The organism is Nocardioides sp. BGA-UO-ETr-FS32 (assembly GCF_059567905.1).
This window is the reverse complement of record NZ_JCAQOX010000017.1, coordinates 1,060,817-1,082,895: the sequence shown is the minus strand read 5'-3', so window position 1 is coordinate 1,082,895 and position 22,079 is coordinate 1,060,817. Positions and strand designations below refer to the sequence as shown.

Annotated in this window: 16 protein-coding genes and 1 riboswitch; of the genes, 10 read left to right on the top strand and 6 right to left on the bottom strand. The window is 71.9% G+C overall.

Annotated features, from left to right (window positions below; translation table 11 throughout):
• The first annotated feature begins 161 nt into the window (after positions 1-161).
• Positions 162-4,634: an NACHT domain-containing protein gene (locus tag AC57BS_RS25310; RefSeq protein WP_496414211.1), complete on the top strand. Its 4,473-nt coding sequence runs from the start codon at positions 162-164 to the stop codon at positions 4,632-4,634.
• Positions 4,635-4,849: 215 nt separating this feature from the next.
• On the opposite strand, the gene cbiE is transcribed toward AC57BS_RS25310, so the two are convergent.
• Positions 4,850-6,064 (bottom strand): precorrin-6y C5,15-methyltransferase (decarboxylating) subunit CbiE, encoded by a 1,215-nt coding sequence (gene cbiE, locus AC57BS_RS25305; protein ID WP_496414210.1) that lies wholly within the window; start codon positions 6,062-6,064, stop codon positions 4,850-4,852.
• A gap of 18 nt (positions 6,065-6,082) precedes the next feature.
• Positions 6,083-6,218: riboswitch (cobalamin riboswitch) on the top strand.
• 26 nt (positions 6,219-6,244) lie between these two features.
• Here cbiE and AC57BS_RS25300 point away from each other — a divergent pair.
• The 7 genes from AC57BS_RS25300 to AC57BS_RS25270 all read left to right on the top strand — a co-directional run bounded on the left by AC57BS_RS25300 (position 6,245) and on the right by AC57BS_RS25270 (position 14,131).
• Positions 6,245-8,329: a VWA domain-containing protein gene (locus tag AC57BS_RS25300; RefSeq protein WP_496414209.1), complete on the top strand. Its 2,085-nt coding sequence runs from the start codon at positions 6,245-6,247 to the stop codon at positions 8,327-8,329.
• Positions 8,326-8,967: a 5,6-dimethylbenzimidazole synthase gene (gene bluB, locus AC57BS_RS25295; protein WP_496414208.1), complete on the top strand. Its 642-nt coding sequence runs from the start codon at positions 8,326-8,328 to the stop codon at positions 8,965-8,967. The genes AC57BS_RS25300 and bluB overlap by 4 nt, the downstream gene beginning before the upstream one ends.
• Positions 8,967-9,581 carry a cob(I)yrinic acid a,c-diamide adenosyltransferase gene (cobO, locus tag AC57BS_RS25290; protein WP_496414207.1) on the top strand — a complete coding sequence of 205 codons (615 nt, stop codon included), beginning with the start codon at positions 8,967-8,969 and terminating at the stop codon, positions 9,579-9,581. The genes bluB and cobO overlap by 1 nt, the downstream gene beginning before the upstream one ends.
• 17 nt (positions 9,582-9,598) lie before the next feature.
• Positions 9,599-12,070: a bifunctional hydrogenobyrinic acid a,c-diamide synthase/histidinol phosphate aminotransferase CobBC gene (gene cobBC, locus AC57BS_RS25285; RefSeq protein WP_496414229.1), complete on the top strand. Its 2,472-nt coding sequence runs from the start codon at positions 9,599-9,601 to the stop codon at positions 12,068-12,070.
• 70 nt (positions 12,071-12,140) lie between these two features.
• A complete protein-coding gene (locus tag AC57BS_RS25280) occupies positions 12,141-12,365 on the top strand; it encodes a CbtB domain-containing protein (RefSeq protein WP_496414206.1) in 225 nt (74 codons plus the stop codon).
• Positions 12,366-12,375: 10 nt separating this feature from the next.
• On the top strand, positions 12,376-13,155 hold the full coding sequence (locus AC57BS_RS25275; RefSeq protein WP_496414205.1) for a CbtA family protein: 780 nt from the start codon (positions 12,376-12,378) through the stop codon (positions 13,153-13,155).
• A 31-nt stretch (positions 13,156-13,186) separates the two neighbouring features.
• Entirely contained in the window at positions 13,187-14,131 is a 945-nt protein-coding gene (locus tag AC57BS_RS25270; RefSeq protein WP_496414204.1) for a cobalamin biosynthesis protein, read from the top strand.
• Positions 14,132-14,251: 120 nt separating this feature from the next.
• Here AC57BS_RS25270 and AC57BS_RS25265 read toward each other — a convergent pair whose 3' ends face one another.
• The 3 genes from AC57BS_RS25265 to AC57BS_RS25255 are packed head-to-tail and all read right to left on the bottom strand — an operon-like array spanning position 14,252 to position 16,984.
• A complete protein-coding gene (locus AC57BS_RS25265) occupies positions 14,252-14,752 on the bottom strand; it encodes a YflT domain-containing protein (RefSeq protein WP_496414203.1) in 501 nt (166 codons plus the stop codon).
• 4 nt (positions 14,753-14,756) lie between these two features.
• On the bottom strand, positions 14,757-15,491 hold the full coding sequence (locus AC57BS_RS25260) for a cobalt-precorrin-6A reductase (protein WP_496414202.1): 735 nt from the start codon (positions 15,489-15,491) through the stop codon (positions 14,757-14,759).
• The gene (locus AC57BS_RS25255; RefSeq protein WP_496414201.1) at positions 15,488-16,984 is read right to left on the bottom strand and encodes a cobyric acid synthase; all 1,497 of its coding nucleotides are present in this window, start codon (positions 16,982-16,984) and stop codon (positions 15,488-15,490) included. The genes AC57BS_RS25260 and AC57BS_RS25255 overlap by 4 nt, the downstream gene beginning before the upstream one ends.
• Positions 16,985-17,227: 243 nt before the next feature.
• On the opposite strand from AC57BS_RS25255, the gene AC57BS_RS25250 reads away from it, so the two are divergent.
• Together AC57BS_RS25250 and AC57BS_RS25245 are read left to right on the top strand one after the other, a co-directional pair.
• Positions 17,228-18,013 (top strand): pentapeptide repeat-containing protein, encoded by a 786-nt coding sequence (locus tag AC57BS_RS25250; RefSeq protein ID WP_496414200.1) that lies wholly within the window; start codon positions 17,228-17,230, stop codon positions 18,011-18,013.
• Positions 18,014-18,090: 77 nt separating this feature from the next.
• Positions 18,091-19,560 carry a hypothetical protein gene (locus AC57BS_RS25245; protein ID WP_496414199.1) on the top strand — a complete coding sequence of 490 codons (1,470 nt, stop codon included), beginning with the start codon at positions 18,091-18,093 and terminating at the stop codon, positions 19,558-19,560.
• Between the two features lie 12 nt (positions 19,561-19,572).
• On the opposite strand, the gene AC57BS_RS25240 is transcribed toward AC57BS_RS25245, so the two are convergent.
• Positions 19,573-20,112 (bottom strand): carboxymuconolactone decarboxylase family protein, encoded by a 540-nt coding sequence (locus AC57BS_RS25240; protein WP_496414198.1) that lies wholly within the window; start codon positions 20,110-20,112, stop codon positions 19,573-19,575.
• A 38-nt stretch (positions 20,113-20,150) separates the two neighbouring features.
• Positions 20,151-22,016 (bottom strand): CRTAC1 family protein, encoded by a 1,866-nt coding sequence (locus AC57BS_RS25235; RefSeq protein WP_496414197.1) that lies wholly within the window; start codon positions 22,014-22,016, stop codon positions 20,151-20,153.
• Between the last annotated feature and the right edge of the window lie 63 nt (positions 22,017-22,079).

The following is a 22,079-nucleotide window of genomic DNA, read 5'->3' as shown; positions in this document are numbered from 1 at the left end:
CAGGCTCGAACACCTCCGCGGCTCAGCGCTCGGGTTCCGCAACCTCACCAACTACATCGCGAGATCTCTGCTCGAGTCTGGCGGCTTCAGACCCCGACTACACCCTGGATTGTGAAGAGCCAGCAACGGCGACCCGGTGGGGTGACCGTCTACCGATCTGGTTGCCTTTCCACTACTTCACGCAGAGGGTCGACGCGAACTCCGGGAAGGCGGCGTCCGTTGTCGAGGCGATCCGTGCGTGGTTCGAGCAGCTGGACTTCGGTCACTTGATGTCGCTAGTCGACGACGCACTATCCGACGACCGGCTCCTCCTCGTAGTGGACGGCCTCGACGAGTGGGCGACACCGGACGCGGGCGAAGCAGCGGCGGCTGCCCTCGAGACCTTCGTGACCGCTCGCCGGGTCGCGATCGTCCTGTCCGCTCGCCCCTACGCGCTCAGCCGAGTCACGCTCGTCGGCCAATGGCAAGCCGCTCGGCTCGCCCCGCTGTCGGTTGAGCAACAGCACGACCTCGCGACACCCTTGTTCGCGCAAGCTTCAACAACCGATACCGCCGGGGGAGAGGCGACGGCGGAGCGGCCCCTCGACGCGAACCCCGACGGGTTCGCAGCGTCCGCTGGCGATAGCGATCTGACCGGACGCGAGGAGCTTGATGCAGGCCCACCCCCGGCGGACACCGCGGAGGCCTGGACCGACCACAAGGCCGTCAGCGCCGCGGTGCGGGCCTTTCTGGCCGAGGTCCATGCCTCACCCGATCTGCGGAGCATGGCCTCAGTGCCGTTGTTCCTCGTCCTGCTCGCCCAGTTGAGGATCTCGACCGGCGCAGAACTCCCACCACGCAGGTTCGACGTGTTCAACGAAGCCGTTGAGCTATTGGTAACGGTTCACCGATCGCGTCGTGTCATCGCAGCCAACGTCGCCGACCGCCGCTCTAGCCTGAGCGGCACGCAGATTCGCATGGTCTTGGCACAGGTCGCCTACGCCGCCCAGGAACGGGGAGACCTTCGGGTCATCGAGGACGACCAACTGCGCCGGGACCTGCGTGACGCGCTGATGTCGGAAGACGTCGTGGCCATGCCGAGGCAGCAGGCGATCGCAGTCGCCGCCGAGATTGCCGACATCGCCGAAGGCGAGGTCGGGCTGCTGGTCCGGATGGGCCCCGGCCAGGTCGGGTTTATCCACCGATCTCTGCACGAGCACCTTGCCTCCGAATACCTCGCTGACCGCCCGACCGACGACGAACGGCTCGACATCCTCCGCGCACGGGCCGGCGACGCTCAGTGGCGCGAAGTGATCCTCGGAACCCTGTGGGCAACAAGGGCACCGGGCAGGAGACGACAGATCGTCGACGCCATCCGGGCGGTGATGGAGCCCAGCCTGACGACGGCCGCCGACCCGGACAAGACGCCCGGGATCGTCAGGCGTGTCCCAGACGCGGCGGACAGCATTGCCGCCGCCGAATTGTTGGCCGAGATGGTGTTCGGTCCGTATCAGGTGCCCGGCGGCACCGCACGCGACCTTGTCGGCATCGTCGTCGAACGGATCGAACGGCACCCGCTTCTGTCTCATCGGTCCGCGCTTCTGCGGCACTTCGTCGCCGCAGCCGATGACGTGGTCGTCGGCACCACTGTCACAAAGGCGATCCTCGAGTGGGCGGTGGACATCAATCCGCCATACGCCGCGATGATGGTCGCCCTGCCACGAACAACTGGACTCATCACCACGGCAGACAGCACCGCCGACACCTCCCGCACCCCGGCACGGCCACGCGACGAGAAGACCCTCGAACTCGTTCTCGACTGCATCTTCGCGGCTATGACGAGCCTCGACCCCGACCTCGCGTGGGCTTCGGCCACATCATTGAATGCCCTCGGATCTCGCTCCACGCCACATCACGCATCGATCCGCGAACGCGTTCGGCGGCGGCTGTACGAAGTCATCGACAATCCAGCATCCGCAGCGGGTGCCGCTGCAGCGATGGCTGTCGTACTCGTCTGGTGGCCTGATGACTCAGCGACCCGCGACCGCGTCCAGTGGCATCGTTCCAGTCACGCAACGCCCATGCGCTTGACCGTCCTCGCGCATCTCCTCGGCGTTCTGAAAGACTCGTTCACCGGTGACAGGGCGACCGACACCGGCAACACCGACGGCAAGATCGCGGACACCACCGACGGGAGCGAGCTCACCGCGCCAGAAGTCGCGTGGCTGCGCTCGTTCCTTAACGACTATTGGTCGGGAACTCCCGAGGTGCAGGGTCGGATTCGTCTCGCCGCAGTTGGCGCCGTAATCCGGCGCGACGCGGATGTCGCGACTCGCATCGCGGAGTTCCTGCGGAACGGACGTGGACGCAACATCGACGCCGTGTGGACCGTCGCACTTCACGCTTTCGCTCATGACCTTGCGATCGCGGAGGCCGTCGCGGAGGTCATCGTCGACCAAGAGCACTCATGGCCGGCGCTGCGGATGGGCTACGGCTTAGGTGGCCTCACCGCCGCCTTCGCGGCTGGCACGCCCCACCACGCACTCATCGCGCGCGCCGTGGAGACCCGCTTGGAACGGTTCGATCATCGCCACAACGAGATGCTCCTGTTCAATCTCTGCGAGATTGACCAAGGCCCACAGATGCGACGCGCACTGCTGGACGCGCTCACCACCCCCGGCAGCCAACCGCACTGGGCCGCGAACGCACTGTACCGCCACTTCTCGGACGACCCTGAGGTCCGTGAGGCGCTAATAGCCGCCATTAACGGCCCAGCTGCTCGCGCGTCCCAGGTCGCTGTTATCGCACAAGGAGTTCTGGGGGCCGAACCAGCACGCGTCCGACTCTTGCAGATACTTCACGAACTCCACGACGGCACCACCGACCTCACGCGCCCTCGGTTCGCTCGCCCTGACATCGTCGCGTCAGCACTGGCCGACTGCCTCGACGAGCTCATCCAGACCGACCACGATGCCGGCGACGGCATAGTCGAGCAAACCTCCGCAGAAGCGATGCCTCTCCTGGCCGCTAGCAACGACCCCTGGCACGGCGACACGCAATTCAACTTCGCCACCCGTACAGCAACCTGCCCCACCTCCCGCGCCGTAATTGACGACCGAGCCCGGCTCACGCTCGCATCACTACGCGCCTACCGCACCTCCCCCAACCGTTACCTCGCCGGTCTGCTCTACGCCTCCGCCGACCACCCTGGGTGGCGCCACGACACCCTTCAACGCTTGCTTACCAGACTGCGCGTACCGCCCCCGTCGATCCGGTACGACCTGAACCGAATACTCGCCACCACCCCCGCCGCATCGCACGTCGCGGTCCAAGCCTGCGCTGGATGGGCCGACGAGGCCGCCGGCAACGTGAAGACCATCGCGTCCCTCGCCTACCACCGCGCGCTTGTTCATCAACACCAGGCTGGCGCGATCTCCACGGATGAACTGGATGACGCCGTTACCCACCTCGCAGACGTCGCCGCCAGTTACGGATACGACCACGACGAACGCCGCCGCGCAGCTTGGGTTGGTATGTGCGTCACCCGGACGTGGAAACAAATGGTCGGCAAGACCGAGGTCAACACGGGTCGCCCGACAACCGTGTCCCTTCAAGGCACACTGACCGGGATTGACGCCGTCCTCGTCCACGAAGTCGCAGCCAACTGGGACGACCTCCGCCACGACTTCGGGGACGACCTCTTCGAACACATCAAAGGACACGAATTTGACGAGACCTCCGCAGCCTTGTGGGACGCCCTTGCAACGGTCGCCCGGCACTTCCCGGCAATCGACGAACAACTACGCCACCGGGTGAACGAAAACGCTGCGCTTCTCGCCAAGGACGCGATCTTGAACTGGTTCGTCACCGACCCCACCCGCAACCGACAAGAAGTCACTGAAGCCGTAGGCGCGAACATCCACACCAGCAACCATCTTCGCGACTTGGCCGTCCTGATGGCGCAAGACCCTCTGCGTTACAACATTGACGAGTCCGCCCTCATCGAGCTCGTCACATCTCGGTTCGGGACCGAAACAGCTCCAGAAGGATTCGGCGACGCACTCTTCGAAACGCTTGCGGTCCTCCAACCTACGCATCCAGCGGTTCAAGAGCTCTGGATCGCGCAGAAGCAAGACATCGACAACGCACGCCACCGCCGCGACGCCATGGGCCCCGGGATACCGGCCGATCCCGGCCCCGACATGCCCGAAATCCACCCCGAGGGCAGCCCGCGACGCCGTCGCAGACGTCCGCACCCCCAAACCGCCATCGCCGTCGCATTCGCCGCCGCTCCAGCCGAACTCGTCCCCTATGTCACGACCTCGTTCCTACACCTCTTTGGCAGCACCGACGACGACTCCATGTTCGAGCCCGCAGTCATCCGTCACGCACGTAGACGCCTTGCCACAGACGCCGACGCAGCACACACGGTCCGCCGATATGCCACCGCCCCCACGACCCCGTTCACCGAGGCGGTTCAGCTATCAACACTGATGACCTCTATCCCGCGCACCGACAACGACCCCGACCTCATCGAGCACTGCCTCAACCTCCTCAACTGCCACGAGCCGCCCATCCTCGTCCGCGACCTCACCCTCAACGCCGCCGTGTCCGCGGCGACGTCGCTCCTCGAAGCGACCGCTCGAACTCGCTGAATTGCAGCGTCCACCAACTTGTCGTCCTGACTCTGCTTCCGCCGCTGGCCAGACTCGCGGTACCCCTAGCCGGCCAGACACCGGTAAGCCCGTCCCCGGACACCACGCCCCGCCCAGCCCGTCGAAAGAGCGCCGCGCCGTAGAAGCCTGAGCGCCCGTGAGCCTCGCCCGCCTCGCGTGCGTCATTCTGGGCGAAGCGACGCTGGTCCCGTGCCTCAGTTCTCAGCCTTGTCCCAAGCCCACTGCGTTACCGCGCGGGCTGGCGTCCAGCCCGTGAAGCCTCCGATCGCGGCAGCCCTCTCCACGCCCACGCGGATGAGCTCGCCGCCGTGGTCGGCGTACGCCTTGGCCAGCAGCATCTCGGTCTCCAGAGTGACGCCATGGACGACGAGGCGGCCACCGGGCTTGATTGAGCTCAAGCAAGTTTCGAGAACCCCTTCGCGAGTGGCGCCGCCACCGATGAAGATCGCCTCCGGGGCGGGCAGCCCTTCGAGGGCATCCGGCGCGCGGCCGATCACCAACTGAAGGTCGGGCACGCCCAGCGCCTGGGCGTTGCGCATGATCCGGTCGGCGCGTACCGGGTCTGACTCGATGGCGAAGGTGAGGCACGACGGGTGGGCGCGCATCCACTCGATGCCGACCGACCCTGCGCCGGCGCCGACGTCCCAGAGGATCTGACCAGGAGCGGGCATCAGGCGGGCCAGAGCGGAGGCGCGGAGGTCGCGCTTGGTGAGCTGGCCGTCATGCTCGAAGGCGTCGTCGGTGAGGCCCGGCGCCCAGGAGGCGGGACCGTTTCCGACAACCTCGAGGGCGATGACGTTCAGCTTCGGCGACGAGCCCGACCACGACGAGGCGATGCCCGAGCCCGACGACTCGGACGACGAGCCCAGGTCCCCGAGGACCGTCATGGAAGACGCGCCCCAACCCGACGAGGTCAGCAGCGACGCGACCGCAGCAGGCGTCGACGCATCAGACGACAGCACCAGGATCCGCCGCCCCGGCGCGAGCTCCCGCGCCACCAGCGACACCGGCCGCCCCACCAGCGAGACCACCACACACGACTCCGCCGACCACCCCATCCGCGCCCGGGCCAGCGCCACCGACGACACGGCCGGCACCACGCGTACGGGCGCGCCCAGGTCGAGCAGCGTCGTCGCGATCCCCGACACCAGCGGGTCCCCCGACGCCAGCGCGACGACGGGGCTCCCGGCGTACTCGGCAAGCAGCGACGGCAGGCCCGCAGACAGCGGCGACGGCCACGGCACCCGCACCTGATCGGGCACCGCGGGCACCAGCGACAGGTGGCGCGACCCGCCCCACAGCACAGCCGCATCCAGCACCAGTGACCGCGAGGACTCGGGCAGCGAGGCCCAGCCGTCGGCGCCGATCCCGACGACCACGACCTCGCTGGGCACCCCGGTGGACGACATGGCCGCAGACGCTATCGTGACGCGGACAAGGCGAGAGGTGCCCCGAAGTCTGGGGAGAATCTGGGAAGCCGGTGAGAATCCGGCACAGGGCCCGCTGCGGTGACCGAGGCACGACCTCGGAAGTCCGAAGACCGGCCTCCCGCCATCCAAACGAAGCTGGCAACGAGAGCGGGAGCCCCCATGCCACTGCAGTACCCCCTGTCCGCCGTCGTCCCCTCCACGGCCGACCACCGCGACGACATGACCCTCGCGCTGGTCCTCACAACGATCTCCCCCGAGGTCGGCGGCGTCCTCGTGCGCGGCGAGAAGGGCACGGCGAAGTCCACCACCGTGCGCGCCCTCGCCTCCGTGCTGCCGCCGATCGAGGTGGTCGCCGGCGACCGGTTCTCGAGCCGGCCCGGCGACGTCTCCCCCGACGGCCCGGGCCCCGAACAGCGCTGGCCGCTCGACGCCGAGACCGAGACCCGGCCCGTACGCCTCGTCGAGCTGCCCGTCGGCGCCACCGAGGACCGCGTGCTCGGCTCGCTCCACCTGTCCAAGGTGCTGGCCGACGGCGTCGCGGAGTACGACCCCGGCCTCCTCGCCCGCGCGCACCGCGGCATCCTCTACGTCGACGAGGTCAACCTGCTCCACGACCACCTCGTCGACCTGCTGCTCGACGCCGCCGCGATGGGCCGCTCCACCGTCGAGCGCGACGGCGTCTCGGTCGCGCACGCCGCCCGCTTCGTGCTCGTCGGCACCATGAACCCCGAGGAGGGCGAGCTCCGCCCCCAGCTCCTCGACCGCTTCGGCCTCACCGTCGAGATCGCCGCGCCGCGCGACCCGCAGCTGCGCGCCGAGGTCGTACGCCGCCGGCTGGCCTTCGACGCCGACCCGGCTGCCTTCGTCGAGGCGTACGCCGACGCGGAGCGCGCGCTGACCGATCGGATCGCCTCCGCCCGCAAGCTGCTCCCCGAGGTCGAGCTCACCGATGCGGTGCTCACCAAGGTCGCCGAGGTGTGCGCCGCCTTCGAGGTCGACGGGATGCGCGCCGACATCGTCACCACGCGTACGGCGGTGGCGCACGCGGCGTGGAACGGGAGGACCACCGTTACCAAGGTCGACATCCGCCAGGCTGCGCTGCTCGCGCTGCCGCACCGCCGACGGAGGAATCCGTTCGATGCGCCGGGGTTGGACGAGGAGCTGCTCGATGCGGTGCTGGGGGATGAGGAGCCGGAGCCGGAGCCGCCCCTACCGCCGGAGCCGGAGGGGGATGGCGAGGGGGACTCTGAGGGAGAGGGTCTCGATACGCCCCCTCGTTCCTCGGGGGCTACTCGACCAGCGAATGAGGACGGCCTTACTCGACCACCGAATGAAGGTGAACCACCGAGTGAGGGCGACCGGGATCTCGATACGCCCCCTCGTTCCTCGGGGGCTACTCGACCGACGAGTGAGGATGGGGCTACTCGACTGGCGATGGAGAGTGTCATCGGGGCCGCGGATCCCTACAAGGTGCGGCGCTTCGAGGTCCACGGCACGGGAGCGGGCGAGTCGGGCAAGCGGAGCCGGGCGCTGACCTCCAACGGCCGGCGCATCGGGGCCGACCCGCAGGGCACCGGCGGGCTGCACCTGGTCGAGACGATCCGCGCCGCCGCTCCGCACCAGCAGGCTCGCGGCAGGACCGGTGGGCGGCTCAGGTTCGAGCCCACCGACCTCCGGACCGCACGACGCGAGGGACGCGAGGCCAACCTCGTGCTCTTCTGCGTCGACGCGTCCGGGTCGATGGCCGCGCGCAAGCGGATGGAGCAGGTCAAGACCGCGATCCTCAGCCTGCTGCTCGACGCCTACCAGCGCCGCGACAAGGTCGGGCTGGTCACCTTCCGCGGCGACGGCGCCGAGGTCGCGCTGCCGCCGACCCACTCGGTCGACATCGCCGCCCGACGCCTGGCCGAGCTGCCGGCGGGAGGGCGTACGCCGCTCGCCGAGGGCCTGCTCACCGCGGCCGAGGTGCTGCGCGTCGAGGCCGTACGCGACCCGCGCCGGCGCCCGCTGCTCATCGTGATCACCGACGGCCGCGCCACCCACGGCCAGGACGCGGTCGCGCGCAGCCGACAGGCCGCGCAATGGATCGCCGAGCACCGGACGACCGCGGTCGTCGTCGACTGCGAGCAGGGCCCGATGCGGATGGGCCTCGCCGGCGCACTCGCGCAGGCCATGCGGGCGACCCACCTGCCGATCGCCGACGTCAGCGCGCAGGCGCTCGCCGGCCTGGCCCGCGCCGCATGAGCCCGCAGACGCTCAGCCAGGACCTCTACGACGTCATCGCCCGCCGGCGCGACGTACGGGCGGAGTTCAGCGGCGAGACCGTCGACCTGGGCCGGCTGCGACGCGTGCTCGAGGCGGCGCACCACGCACCCAGCGTCGGGCACTCGCAGCCGTGGGACTTCGTGCTCGTCTTCGACGACGGGACCCGCGAGGCGTTCGCCGAGCACGTCGAGACCGAGCGGCGTACGTTCGCCGCCGAGCTGCCGCCGGAGCGACGCGAGACCTTCGAGAAGATCAAGGTCGAAGGCATCCGCGAGTCAGGGCTCGGCGTCGTCGTCACCTATGACGAGTCCCGCGGCGGGCAGCACGTGCTCGGCCGCCACGCGATCGCCGACACCGGCCTCTACTCCACCTGCCTGGCCATCCAGAACCTCTGGCTCGCCGCCACCGCCGAGGGACTCGGCGTCGGGTGGGTGTCGTTCTACCGCGAGGAGTTCCTCGCCGACCTCGTCGGCCTGCCCGACGGCGTACGCCCGGTCGCGTGGCTCTGCCTCGGTCCGGTGACGGAGCTGCAGGAGGTGCCCGACCTCGTACGCCACGGCTGGCGCCGGGGTCGCACCCTCGACGAAGCCGTCCACGTCGACAGCTGGAGGGCCTGATGCCGCAGGGCGTACCGACCACCGTCCCCGACGACGGCCTCACCACGCGCCAGCGCCGCAACCGCCCGCTGCTCGCCGTCCACACCGGCGACGGCAAGGGCAAGTCGACCGCGGCCTTCGGGCTCGCGCTGCGCGGGTGGAACCAGGGCTTCGACATCGGGGTCTTCCAGTTCGTGAAGTCCGCCAGGTGGCGCATCGGCGAGCAGACCGTCCTCGAGCGCCTCGGCGAGCTGCACACGCAGACCGGCGAGGGCGGGCCGGTCACCTGGCACAAGATGGGCTCCGGCTGGTCGTGGTCGCGCAAGGGCGGCAGCGAGGACGACCACGCCGCGGCTGCCGCCGAGGGCTGGGCCGAGATCAAGCGGGCGCTGGTCGAGGAGCGGCACGACCTCTACGTCCTCGACGAGTTCACCTATCCGATGACGTGGGGCTGGGTCGACGTCGACGACGTCGTGTCCTCGCTGACGTCGAGGACCGGTCGTCAGCACGTGGTCATCACCGGCCGCAACGCCGACCCGCGACTCGTCGAGGCCGCCGACCTCGTCACCGAGATGACCAAGGTCAAGCACCCGATGGACGTCGGGCAGAAGGGCCAGCGAGGCATCGAGTGGTGACGCGCCTCCCCCGCCTGATGGTCGCCGCGCCCGCGTCCGGCCACGGCAAGACCACCGTCGCCACCGGGCTGATGGCCGCGCTCGCCCGCGCAGGCCACACCGTCAGCGGCCACAAGGTCGGCCCCGACTACATCGATCCCGGCTACCACGCGCTCGCCACCGGCCGCCCCGGCCGCAACCTCGACCCGCACCTCGTCGGGGAGGAGCGCCTCGTACCCCTCCTCCTCCACGGCGCTGCCGGCGCGGACCTCGCTGTCATCGAGGGTGTGATGGGCCTGTACGACGGGCAGATCGGTGGTGACGGGTTCGCCTCGACGGCGCACGTCGCAGCCGTGACCCGTACGCCGGTGGTGCTGGTCGTCGACATCTCGTCGGCGTCGCGCACCATCGCCGCGACGATCCACGGGCTCATGACGTGGGCGCAGCCGCCGGTCGACGTGGTCGGGGTGATCCTCAACAAGGCGGGGTCGGCGCGGCACGCGGACGAGGTGGCGCGGTCCATCGGCGAGATGGTGCCGGTGCTCGGGATCCTCCAGCGGGACGACGGGATCGAGGCGCCGTCGCGGCACCTCGGGCTGGTGCCTGCGGCGGAACGGGCGGACGCGGTGGGGGCGCTGGACCGGCTGGCCGGGCAGATCGCGGAGCGGGTGGACCTCGAGCGGGTCGTACGGCTGGCGTCGGGGGCGCCGAGCATCCGGGAGGCCGCCTGGAACCCCGCGCGCGAGATAGTCCGCTGCGAAATGCCGGTCGGCGAGGCCGAAACACCGGCATTTCGCAGCGGACTATCGGGTGGGGTGGGGACAACCACCGGTGGGAGAGCCAGGATCGCGGTGGCGGGTGGGCGGGCGTTCACCTTCCGCTACGCCGAGACCGTCGAGCTCCTGACAGCCGCAGGGGCGGAGGTCGTCGAGCTCGACCCGCTCACCGACACCCGGCTGCCCGAGGGCACGACGGGGCTCTACCTCGGCGGCGGCTTCCCCGAGGTGCACGCCGCCGAGCTCGGCGCCAACGAACGCCTGCGGCGCGACCTCCGTACGGCCATCGCGCGCGGGCTGCCGACGGCGGCCGAGTGTGCCGGGTTGCTCTACCTCTGCGAGTCGGTGCAGGGCCCGGACGGTCCGGCCGTCCCGATGGTCGGCGCCATCGACGCGACCGCCGAGATGGCGCCGCGACTCACGCTGTCCTACCGCACCGCCACCGCGCCCACCGACAACCTCCTGGCGCGCGCACACGAGCAGGTCACCGGGCACGAGTTCCACCGCACCCACCTGACGCGACCGACCACTGGCGACCCGGCCTGGCTGATGCCCGACCCCGCGGGCGTCGCGACGCGCAGCCTGCACGCGTCGTACCTCCACACCCACTGGGCCGGCCACCCGCGCCTCGCGGCACGGTTCGTCGCGGCGGCCGCGGCGTACGCCGGGCCCGACCTGCGCCACCACGGCGACAAGGATGCCGCCCCCGGACTCATCGACCTCGCCGTCAACGTCTTCGACGGCCCGCGCCCGACGTGGCTCGACCGCGCGCTCGCCGACAGCCTCGCCGCGGCCGACTCCTACCCCGACCCGGCCGAGGCCGAGCAGGCGGTCGCCCGACGGCACGGTCGCGAGACCACCGACGTCCTCGCCACCGCCGGTGCCGCCGAGGCCTTCACGCTGCTCGCCCGGCTGCGGCAGTGGGAGCACCCGGTCGTCGTGCACCCGCAGTTCACCGAGCCGGAGGTCGCGCTCCGCACCGCCGGCCACAGCCCCGGGCAGGTCCTGCTGACCCACGACGACGGATTCCGGCTGCGACCCGAGCTGGTGCCCGACGACGCTGACCTCGTGGTCATCGGCAACCCGACCAACCCCACCGGCGTACGCCACCCCGCCGCCGTCATCCAGGTCCTCACGCGACCGGGGCGGCTGGTCGTCGTCGACGAGGCCTTCCTCGACGACGACGTCGAGACGCTGGCCGACTCCCGCCTCCCCGGCGTCGTCGTCCTCCGCAGCCTCACCAAGATCTGGTCGATCCCCGGGATCCGCGCGGGCTACGTCCTCGCCGAGCCCGAGGTCGTACGCGCGCTCCGCAACCTCCAGACGCCGTGGTCGGTCTCCGCCCCGGCCGTCGCGGCGCTCGTTGCGACCAGCAGCGACGACGCGCAGCGCGAGGCCCGACAGCGGGCCGTCGAGCTCGAGCGCCGACGACGCCACCTCGAGGACGGGCTGCGCGAGCTCGGCGTCGAGACCGTCGCCAGCACCGCGCCGTACGTCCTCGCCCGCACCGGCGAGGGGAGCCGGGAAGCCTTACGGGGCAAGGGTTTCGCCGTCCGACGGGCCGACACGTTCCCCGGCCTCGGCGACGAGTGGGTCCGGATCAGCGCGCGTCGCACGGCCGTCACCGACGACCTCCTGAGTGTGCTACGCTCCACGCACCCAGTCCTGAGGAAGCCGGTGGGAATCCGGCGCAGTGGCGCTACTGTGACATCGCTCGGCCACGCCGAGCGGTGAAGTCAGACCCGACGGACTGGAAGTCACTCCCCATCAACCCGGGACGCTTTCATCCCGTAGGAGGAACACCATGGCGCACGCCATCTCCAGCCCCACCTCGTCAACCGTGGCTCCGGCCGACCTCGCCATCCCGCTGCGGGAGCTCGCTCCCTGGCTGGTCCTCGGCGCGCTGTTCGCCATGTCGGTCCTCGTGCTGGTCAGCTCGGTCCAGGGCGCGATCACGATCCCCGCGGGCACTGCGATCCACGAGTGGGTCCACGACGGCCGGCACCTGCTCGGCTTCCCGTGCCACTGATCATCCACGGATGACCACCCGCACCTTCCTGGTGCACGGTCTCCTCGCCGGTCTCCTCGCCGGTGTCGCCGCGTTCGTCGTGGCGTACACCGTCGGCGAGCCGCAGGTCGACCGTGCCATCGCGCTCGAGGAGTCTGCAGGCGCCACTGCGGACCACCACCACGAGGACGAGGCCACCGCCTCGCACTCCCACGACGACGCCGCCGTCTCCCGCACCACGCAGTCGACCCTCGGCCTCGCCACCGGCACCCTCGCCATCGGCGTCGTCCTCGGCGGCCTCACCGGGCTGCTGTCCGCGGTCGGCCTCGGCCGCCTCGGCGGCCTTCGCCCGGCAGCGAGCACCGCTCTGGTGGCGCTGCTCGGGGCGGTGTCGTTCAGCGTCGTGCCGTTCCTCAAGTACCCCGCCACGCCACCCGCCGTCGGCTCCGGCGAGACCATCGACAACCGCACCGCACTCTGGTTCGGCTTCGTCGCGGTGTCGGTGCTCGGGGTCCTCACCGCCGTCGCGGTCGCCCGCTGGGCGGCTCGCCGGTGGAGCGTCGTGCCGGGGACGATCGCCGGCGCCACGGCGTACGTCGTGGTGGTCGCCGTCGCCGCGCTCGCCTTCCCGAAGGTCGACGAGCTCGGCGGCTTCCCGGCGAGCATCCTGTGGGACTTCCGGGTCTCGTCGTTGCTGACCCTGCTGGCGATGTGGGCGGTGATCGGCGCCGCCCTCACGGCACTGGTCGACCGCACCTGGCGCCGGCAGGCGGCGGTCGAGGCGCAGCGCGCCTACGCCGCGGCGATCTGATCCCCCGCTGGTTGAGCAGGGAGGAACGAGCGTGTCGACATCAAGGGTCACCCGAGCGCTCGGAATCCTGCTCGGCCACCTCGCCGACCGTCGCTTCGGCGACCCGCGCCGCGGGCACCCCGTGGCGATCTTCGGCAGCGCCGCTGCCGCCCTCGAGAGGCGCACGTACGCCGACTCGCGGGCGCGCGGCCTGCTGCACCTGGCCCTCCTGGCCGGGGCCGTCGCGGGGGGCGGTCTCGGCCTGGAGCGACAGACGAGGGACCACCCCCTCGGCCACACGCTCGTCACCGCGGCCGCGACGTGGACCGTGCTCGGCGGCACGTCGCTCGGCCGCGAGGCACGGACCGTCCACGGCCTCCTCGCCGCCGGCGACCTGCCCGGCGCGCGGCGACGCCTCACCCACCTCGTCGGCCGCGACACCTCCGCGCTCGACGAGACGGAGGTCAGCCGCGCCACCGTCGAGTCGGTCGCGGAGAACACCTCCGACGCCGTCGTCGCCCCGCTCGTCTGGGGCGCGCTGCTCGGCGTCCCCGGCCTTCTGGGCTATCGCGCGGCCAACACCCTCGACGCGATGGTCGGCCACCGCGGCGAGCGGTACGGCCTGTTCGGCTGGGCGTCCGCGCGCTTCGACGACCTGCTCAACTTGCCCGGGGCGAGGCTCAGCGGCCTGCTCGCCGCGGCCGTCGCGCCCACCGTCGGCGGCCGTCCCTCAGCGGCGCTCGACGTCTGGCGGCGCGACGCGCGCCGCCACCCCAGCCCCAACGCGGGTGTCGTCGAGGCCGCCTTCGCCGGCGCGCTCGGCGTACGCCTCGGGGGTCGCAACCACTACGCCCACGGCACCGAGGACCGGGTGGTCCTCGGCGACGGCCCGCCGCCGACCCGCGCGGACATCGGCCGCGCCGTACGCCTGGCCGACGCGGTCGGCACTGGGGCCGTCGTGGTCGCCGCGTTCGTCGCGACGCGCCGACCCTGCTGACGACACCATGCAGGCAGTTCGCGCTCGAACCGGCCGGCTCGAGCGTGGACGACGCCGGCATATCCCCGAACTGCCTGCATGGTGCGCGGCCGGGGGCCTTGGACGACGGCGCAGGACCGGTCAGGCGAACGGGTCGGGCAGCGCCCCCGGCAGCCCGGCCAGCAGCTCGCGCGCCCGCGCGGCCTCCTTGTGCTCCACCAGCACCTCGTACTTCGTCGCCACGACCTGGGTGACCGAGGAGAAGTCGCGCTGGCCGCGGGTGAAGGCATAGCCGATGAGCGCCCAGACCAGGCCGAAGGTCGCACCGATGAACGCCGTGCTGAGCAGCACCTGCCAGAGGCCCTCCTCGGTGAACAGCGCGAAGATCAGCCCGATGAAGACGCCGAACCACAGCCCGGACGCGATGCCGCCGACGGCGATCTTCGACCAGGTGAGCCGGCCCGTGACGCGCTCGATGCGCTTGAGGTCCGTGCCCACGATCATCAGCTGGTCGACGGGGAAGTCCGCGTCGGCGAGGAAGTCCACGCTCTTCTGCGCCCTGGCGTAGTCGTCGTAGACCGCCAGCGACTGCGGGAACTGGAGCTTGAGGGGCGAGGCGGGGTTCAGGCCCGGGGTCGACATGCCTTCACGATACGACCCAGGCCAGCGCCGCGGCCGCGTCCGGCACCGTCTCGACGCGGTCCACCTCCGCGCGCCGGCGTACGACGACGACCGGCACGCCGAGCTGACCGGCGGCCTCCATCTTGGGCCAGGTGTAGGTGCCGCCGGAGTCCTTGGTGACGAGCACGTCGACCGCATGCTCGGCGAGGAGCTCGAGCTCGCCGGCGAGGTCGTACGGGCCGCGGTCCAGCATCACCAGCCACGGCTCCGGCACCTCGATCTCGGGCGGGTCGACGACGCGCACCACGGCACGGTGCCCGGCGAGCGGCCCGACGAAGTGGTCGAGCGGCTGGCGCCCGACAGTGAGCAGCGGGCGCCGACCGAGCGACGCGGCCAGCGCGGCCGCCTCGGCGTGGTCGTCCACCCAGTGCCACCCGTCCGCGCCCGGCGCCGCGCCCCACCCCGGACGGGCCAGCCTGAGCAGCGGCACGCCCGACGCCCTGCAGGCCGCGACGGCGTTGGCCGACATGCCCTCGGCGAACGGGTGGGTCGCGTCCACGACCGCGGTCGCGCCGTGCTCGGCGAGCCACGAGCGGAGCCCCTCGACCCCGCCGAAGCCGCCCATCCGCACCTCGCCCACCGGCAGCCGCGGCCGCTCGACCCGACCGGCCAGGGACGACACGAAGTCCACCCCCGCCTCGTCCAGCAGCACCGCCAGCTCGCGCGCCTCGCTCGTCCCGCCGAGCAGCAGGACCGTCATCGCGACGCCCCCGGCTCCAGCGCCGGGAGCCCCGCCGGCGCGCCGGACGTCGCGAGCGAGAGCAGCGCGTCGAGGTCGAGGTGCTCCTCGGCCAGGTCGCCGAGCAGGTCCAGCCGTCGCTCGCGCTGCTCGGCGAAGCTCACGTCCGAGGGCTCGTACGCCGCCCCCGCCGCCGCGGCGACCTCGGCGAGCAGCGCCCGGCGCAGGTCGTCGCCCTCCAGGCTGCCGTGCCACATCGTCCCGAGGACTGCGCCCGACCGCGCCCCGCCGAGGAACTCCTCGCCGCCGTGCCGGGTGATCCGGCCGTGGTGGATCTCGTAGCCGTGGGCGTCGGCGCCCAGCGCCGAGCCGGTCGGCAGCCGCAGCACCTTGTCGGCCCGGAAGGTCGTCGTCACCTCGAGCAGCCCCAGGCCCGGCTCGTCCGCGCCGGCGACCCCCTCGACACCGGCCGGGTCGAGGATCCGCCGCCCGAGCATCTGGAAGCCGCCGCAGATCCCGAGCACCGGCCTGCCTGCCGCGGCGTGCTCGAGCACGGCCCGGTCGAGCCCGCGCGAGCGCAGCCAGGCGAGGTCCTTGAGCGTCGCGCGGGTGCCGGGCAGCACGACGAGGTCTGCACCGGCGAGCGCCCGCGGGTCGGAGGCGAACACCACGTCGACGCCCGGCTCGACGCCCAGCGCGTCGACGTCGGTGAAGTTCGAGATCCGCGGCAGCCGTACGACCGCGACCCGCAGCCGCGCCTCCTCCTCGCTCGCCCGCCGACCGGCCAGGTCGAGCGCGTCCTCGGAGTCGAGCCAGAGGTCCGGGTGCCACGGCAGCACGCCGTAGACCTCGCGCCCGGTCAGCTCCCTCAGCTCCGAGAGCCCCGGTCGCAGCAGGTCGACGTCGCCGCGGAACTTGTTGACCACGAAGCCCGCGACCAGCGCCTGATCGGCGGCGTCCAGCAGCGCCACCGTGCCGAACATCGCCGCGAAGACGCCGCCGCGATCGATGTCGCCGACCACCACCGTCGGGATCGAGCCGTGCTGCGCCAGCCCCATGTTGACGTAGTCACCCGCCCGCAGGTTGATCTCGGCCGGGCTGCCCGCGCCCTCCGCCACGACCAGGTCGTAGCGGGACGCGAGGTCGTCGAAGGCGTCGTACGCCGCGTCGCGCAGGTGGGTGCGCCCGCCGACGAAGTCCTTCGAGTCGATCGTCCCGCCGGGTCGGCCCATCACCACGACGTGGCTGCGCCGGTCGCCGCCCGGCTTGAGGAGCACCGGGTTCATCGCCGCCTCGGGCTCGACTCCCGCCGCGACCGCCTGGATCCACTGCGCGCGGCCGATCTCGGCGCCCCGGCCGTCAGGAGTGGCGCAGACCATCGAGTTGTTGGACATGTTCTGCGCCTTGAACGGAGCGACCTTCACGCCCCGGCGCGCGTACGCCCGGCACAGGGCGGTCGTCACGATCGTCTTGCCGGCGTCCGACGTCGTCCCGGCGACCAGCAGCGCACTCACGGAGTCAGCCTAGGGGTGTCGCGAATGGGGTAAATCGACGCGCCGCGGGCAATCTTTACCTTTCAACTGTTTGATTCCGCGAACAAGCGGTCATGCTGGATGTTATGGGCAAGCTGATCTTCGACAACCGGTTCATCGCGGTGCTGTTCATCGCCCTGCTCTTCGTCAACGCCTTCGCGATCCAGTACGGCTGGTACGGCGCCTGATCGTCCGGCCTCACCACGCCCGTGCGACGATCCCCGGGTGGCTTCCCCCGGGCTGAGCTCTGACTGCTCCCGCTGCTTCGGGCTGTGCTGCGTGCTCCTCCCCTTCGCCGCCGAGTCGGGCTTCGGCGTCGACAAGCCGAGCGGCACCCCCTGCCTCAACCTGCTGTCCGACGACCGGTGTGGCATCCACGACAGCCTCCGCCAGGACGGCTGGCCAGGGTGCACCGTCTTCGAGTGCTTCGGCGCCGGCCAGCAGGTCTCCCAGGTCACCTACGGCGGGGTCTCCTGGCGCGAGCAGGACAACCTCGGTGAGATGGCTGCCGTCCTGTCGGTGATGCGCCAGCTCCACGAGATGCTCGTCCACCTCGGCGAGGTCGACCGCCGCTCCTCCGACCCGGCCACCGGCCCGGTCCGCAAGGAGATCGAGCTCCTCACCGCAGCCGAGCCCGAGCCGCTCCTGCTCGTCGACGTCGACGACCTGCACCAGCGCGTCGGCGGGCTGCTCGCCGACGCCAGCGACCGCGTACGCCGTCGGTGGCCGGCAGCCGCGGACCGGACCCGCGCCGACCTCGCTGGCCGACGCCTCTCGGGCGACCTGCGCGGCTGGACCTTCCGCGGCGCGCTGCTGATCGCCGCCGACCTCCGCGGCGCGGACCTCGACGACGTCGACGTGCTGGGCGCCGACCTCCGCGACGCCGACGTCCGCGGGTGCGACCTCTCCTCCGCGCTGTTCCTCACCCAGCCGCAGGTCAACGCGGCTCGCGGCGACGCGGGGACGACGCTGCCGGCGGGCCTGTCCCGGCCCGGTCACTGGCCGGCCTGACGCGCACGCCCCAGGTCTGGGGAATGTCCCGCGACCCGGGACAACGCCCGCGGGCGTCGGGCAGGATGGTGCGGGCCATGCCAGCCGCCCGATCCGTACGCATCCGGGGCACCTCCTACCCCGTGCGCCTCCCCTCGATCCGCGACCCGCGGCTGCACCTGGCTGCCACGATCACGTCGATCCAGGTGATGGGGCAGGCGTTCCTCGGCTGGGAGCTGTCGATCGCGCAGATCCTGGTGTGCCTGGGCACGTGTGCCCTGATCGAGGTGCCGATGGTCTTCTGGGAGCGCAAGGAGATCGTCTGGCCGGCCAGCGCGCTGCTCACCGGCAACGGCGTCGCGCTCGTGCTCCGCGTCAACGGCACCGAGCACGGCGACTGGTGGAGCATGAACGGCTGGTACATCTTCGCCGCCACCGCCGGCCTCGCGCTGCTGTCCAAGCACGTGCTGCGGTTCCGCGGCCGCCCCGTGGTGAACCCGTCCAACCTCGGGCTGGTGGCGTGCTTCCTGCTGCTCGGCACGACGGTGGTCAACCCGCTCGACTTCTGGTGGGGACCGCTGTCGGTCGAGATGGTCGCGGTCTACCTGATCCTCGCGACCGGTGCCCTGACCGTGACCCGGCGCCTGGGCCTGCTCCCGATGTCGCTGGCCTTCTGGGGGGTCTTCGCCACCAGCCTCGCCGTGCTGAGCCTGTCGGGCCACTGCATCTCGGCACGGTGGAGCGTCAACCCGGTGTGCGGCGCCGACTTCTGGTGGATCGTGGCGACCTCGCCGGAGGTCGTCATCTTCATGCTCTTCATGATCACCGACCCGATGACGTCGCCGACCGGGCGCCGACCGCGCATGGTCTTCGGCGCCGCGGTCGGGCTGGCCAGCGCGCTGCTGCTCGCCCCGATGCAGACCGAGTACGGCGCCAAGGTCGCCGTGCTGGGCGGCCTCGTGGCGGTGTGCGCGCTGCGTCCGGCTCTCACCCTCGTCACCGAGCGCCTCGACCGGCCGCTCGCGCTGTCGGCACCCGTACGCCTCGCGGCCGTGGTGCCCGTCGCCCTCGCCGCGCTGGTCGTCGCCGGCATGCCCGCGCGTACGGCGGCGTCGACCGGGCCGGCCGTCGCGTCCGGTGCGCTGGCGGAGCGCCCCGACGTGGACGTCCCCGCCGGGGCGATCCCGGACGTCACGGTCTCCGGAGACGTCACGACGGTCGTGGGCGACGCGGCCAGCTCGCAGGCAGACGCGATGGCTCACGACCTCGTGGCCGCGCTGATGATCGAGGCGGATGCCCGGGAGGCGGGCGACAGCGAGCTGGCCGCGTCGGCGATCGCGGGCCAGCGGCTCGAGGAGTTCGCCGCGTCGTCAGCCGACGAGCCGATCGAGTTCGCGACGATGGAGGTCGTGCTCGTCCGCGACCCCGAGGACCCGCAGGCCGTGCCGCGGTTCGGCATCCACGCCACCGGCACGCGCGGCGCGACGCCGGTCGACAGCATCTACGTCCTCGAGGACGCCGGCGGCACGTGGCTGCTCACCGGCGAGCACGCGAGCGGCGAGGCCTGAGCCCCGGTCGGGTCAGCGCGGCCTGACGTAGCCGGCGGCCACGACCTGCTCGGCCATCGGGACGTAGTCGGCACGGTCGGGCGGGGCGAAGGTGCCGAGCCCGTCGACGTAGCGGTTGAACATGCAGAACGCCGCCGCGATCAGCACGGCGTCGTGGATCTCCACGTCGGTGGCGCCGACCTCGCGGGCGGCGGCGATCGTCTCCGGCGTGACCGCCCGCCCGGACTGCTGCACCTCCCCCGCGATCGCGAGGAGGCCGCGCATCTTGTCGCTGACCGGGGCCGAGGCGGGGTCGTGCAGCACGCCGTCGACGACCTCCCAGCCGTCGGGCAGCTGCAGCGCCGCGAACGCCGCGTGCGAGCTCATGCAGAAGTGGCAGTCGTTGAGCGAGGACACGTACGCCGCGATCAGCTCGCGCTCGCCGCGCTCCAGCGTGTTGTCGCCGCGCAGCAGCACCTCGGCGAGCTGGCCGAGCGGCGCCGCCGTCTCGGGCCGGAACTCGAAGAGCCCGCGGATGCCCGGGGAGTTGGTCGGGAGGTCGATGTGCGCCATGGGGTCGCTCCTTGGTCCGGTGCCGGGAGAGTAGTCGATCAACGGTCCCGGGTGACGGTGATCAACCGGTCGGCCTGCGGCCCGGTCACCACCTGCGGCCTCCGCTCGCCCGGCCACCAGACCCGGATGCGGGCCACCCCGGCGTCGCCCAGCCCGACGTGCAGCTCGGCGGGGTGCTGCGCCTCGTACGACCCGGACGTGTGCAGCCACTGCGTGGTCGTCTCGCCGGAGGTGGCGGTGACCTCGACCCGCGACCCGAGCCCGGACGGGTTGCCGGGCGTGGACGGGTCGCGGAGCCGGACGCCGATCCAGCGCCGCGGCGGGGTGACGTTGCGGTAGAGCGTCGGCGGCTCCCCGGCGTGGGCCACCAGCAGGTCGAGGCGGCCGTCGCGGTCGTGGTCGAAGGCGACCAGCGCGTGGGAGACGCGGTCGTCGTCGATGCCGACCTGGGCGGCGGCCTCGGCGTACGGCCCGTCGTCCGCGCGCGCCCAGAACGACGTGGGGTCGTCGACGAATGCGGCGTAGTAGACCTCGGCCTGCGACGTCGGGTCGGGGTCGGCCTTGCCGATGCGGCCGTTGGTGACCGCGACCTGCAGCCGGCCGTCGTTGGCGAAGTCCGCGGCCACCGCGCCCCAGCCCCAGCCGGTGTCGCGCAGGCCCAGCTCGTCGCCTGCCTCCTCGAACCGCATCCGGCCGCGGTTGAGGTAGACCCGGTTGCCCGAGCAGCCGGCGAAGAGCCCGACAGGCGGGCAGGTGCCGTCGGCCGTGGGATAGGCGATCGAGGTGACGAGCCAGTCGGGCCTGCCGTCGCCGTCGAGGTCGCGCACGACAGAGCCCATCCCGTTCTCGTCGGTGCCGACGCCGGCGCGCTCGGTGACGTCGACGAAGCCGGTGCCGCGCTCGTTGCGGTAGAGCCGGGAGGAGCACGAGTCGCCGGCGACCGCGAGGTCGAGCCAGCCGTCGTCGTCGAGGTCGACGAGCTGCGGGGTGAACGGTCGCTCGATGCCGAGGTCGGCCAGGCCCCACGCCTGCGTCGCGTCGGTGAAGCGCTCACCGTCGTTGCGGAAGGCCCGCGTCGCCCCGGTCACCTCCAACGCCCCGGCGGCGTGCAGCCGGCGTACGGTCGCGGCGTACTGGCACTGGTTCGTGAACCGGTCGGACGCGTCACCGCGGGCGGCCTCGACGGCGACGAAGGAGCCGAGGTTCCAGTCGGTGACCACGAGGTCGAGGTCACCGTCGCGGTCGACGTCGCCGAAGTCCACGCCCCGGATCGCGCGCTGGCCGGTGCCGGGAACGGTGACGCCCCAGGCCTCGGTCCGGTCGCGGAACCGGCCGGAGGCGGCGCCGAGGAACAGCCGCCCGAACTCAGCTCCGGGCCCGCCGAGGAAGAGGTCGAGGTGGCCGTCGGCGTCGACGTCGGCGAAGGCTGCAGACGTCACGCCGACGAGCGACGGGAGGCCCGCCTCGTCGGTGACGTCGGTGAAGACGCCGTCATCGTTGCGGTGCAGGCCGCTGGCCCGGCCCGACGAGGTGAGCAGGAGGTCGAGGTCGCCGTCGTCGTCGATGTCGGCCACGGCGGCGCCGGCGTCCATGTCGGCGGCGGTCGGCTCGGGACCGTCGGGGCCACTGCCCGTGAGCCCGACCTGCTCGGTCACGTCCTCGAAGCGGATGCCGGCCAGGGCCTCCTCGGCCACCGGGGCCCGGTTGGGCTCGACCGGCCGGACGACCGGGCGGCCGGGCGCCGAGCCGGCGTCACCGGGCTCCTCGCCGGCCGGGGTGGCGACGGGCGCCTGGGCCTCGCCGTCGGAGAACACCCGCACCGCGACGAGCACGCCGACGAGCAGGACGACCAGCACCAGCGCGACCGCGCGGGACCGCGCGGCTGGATCCGGGCTGTTCCCCACCTCGCCGATCCTCGCACAGGGCGCGGATCCGGGTTGCGACCTGAGTGCCGATACGGGGGCGGG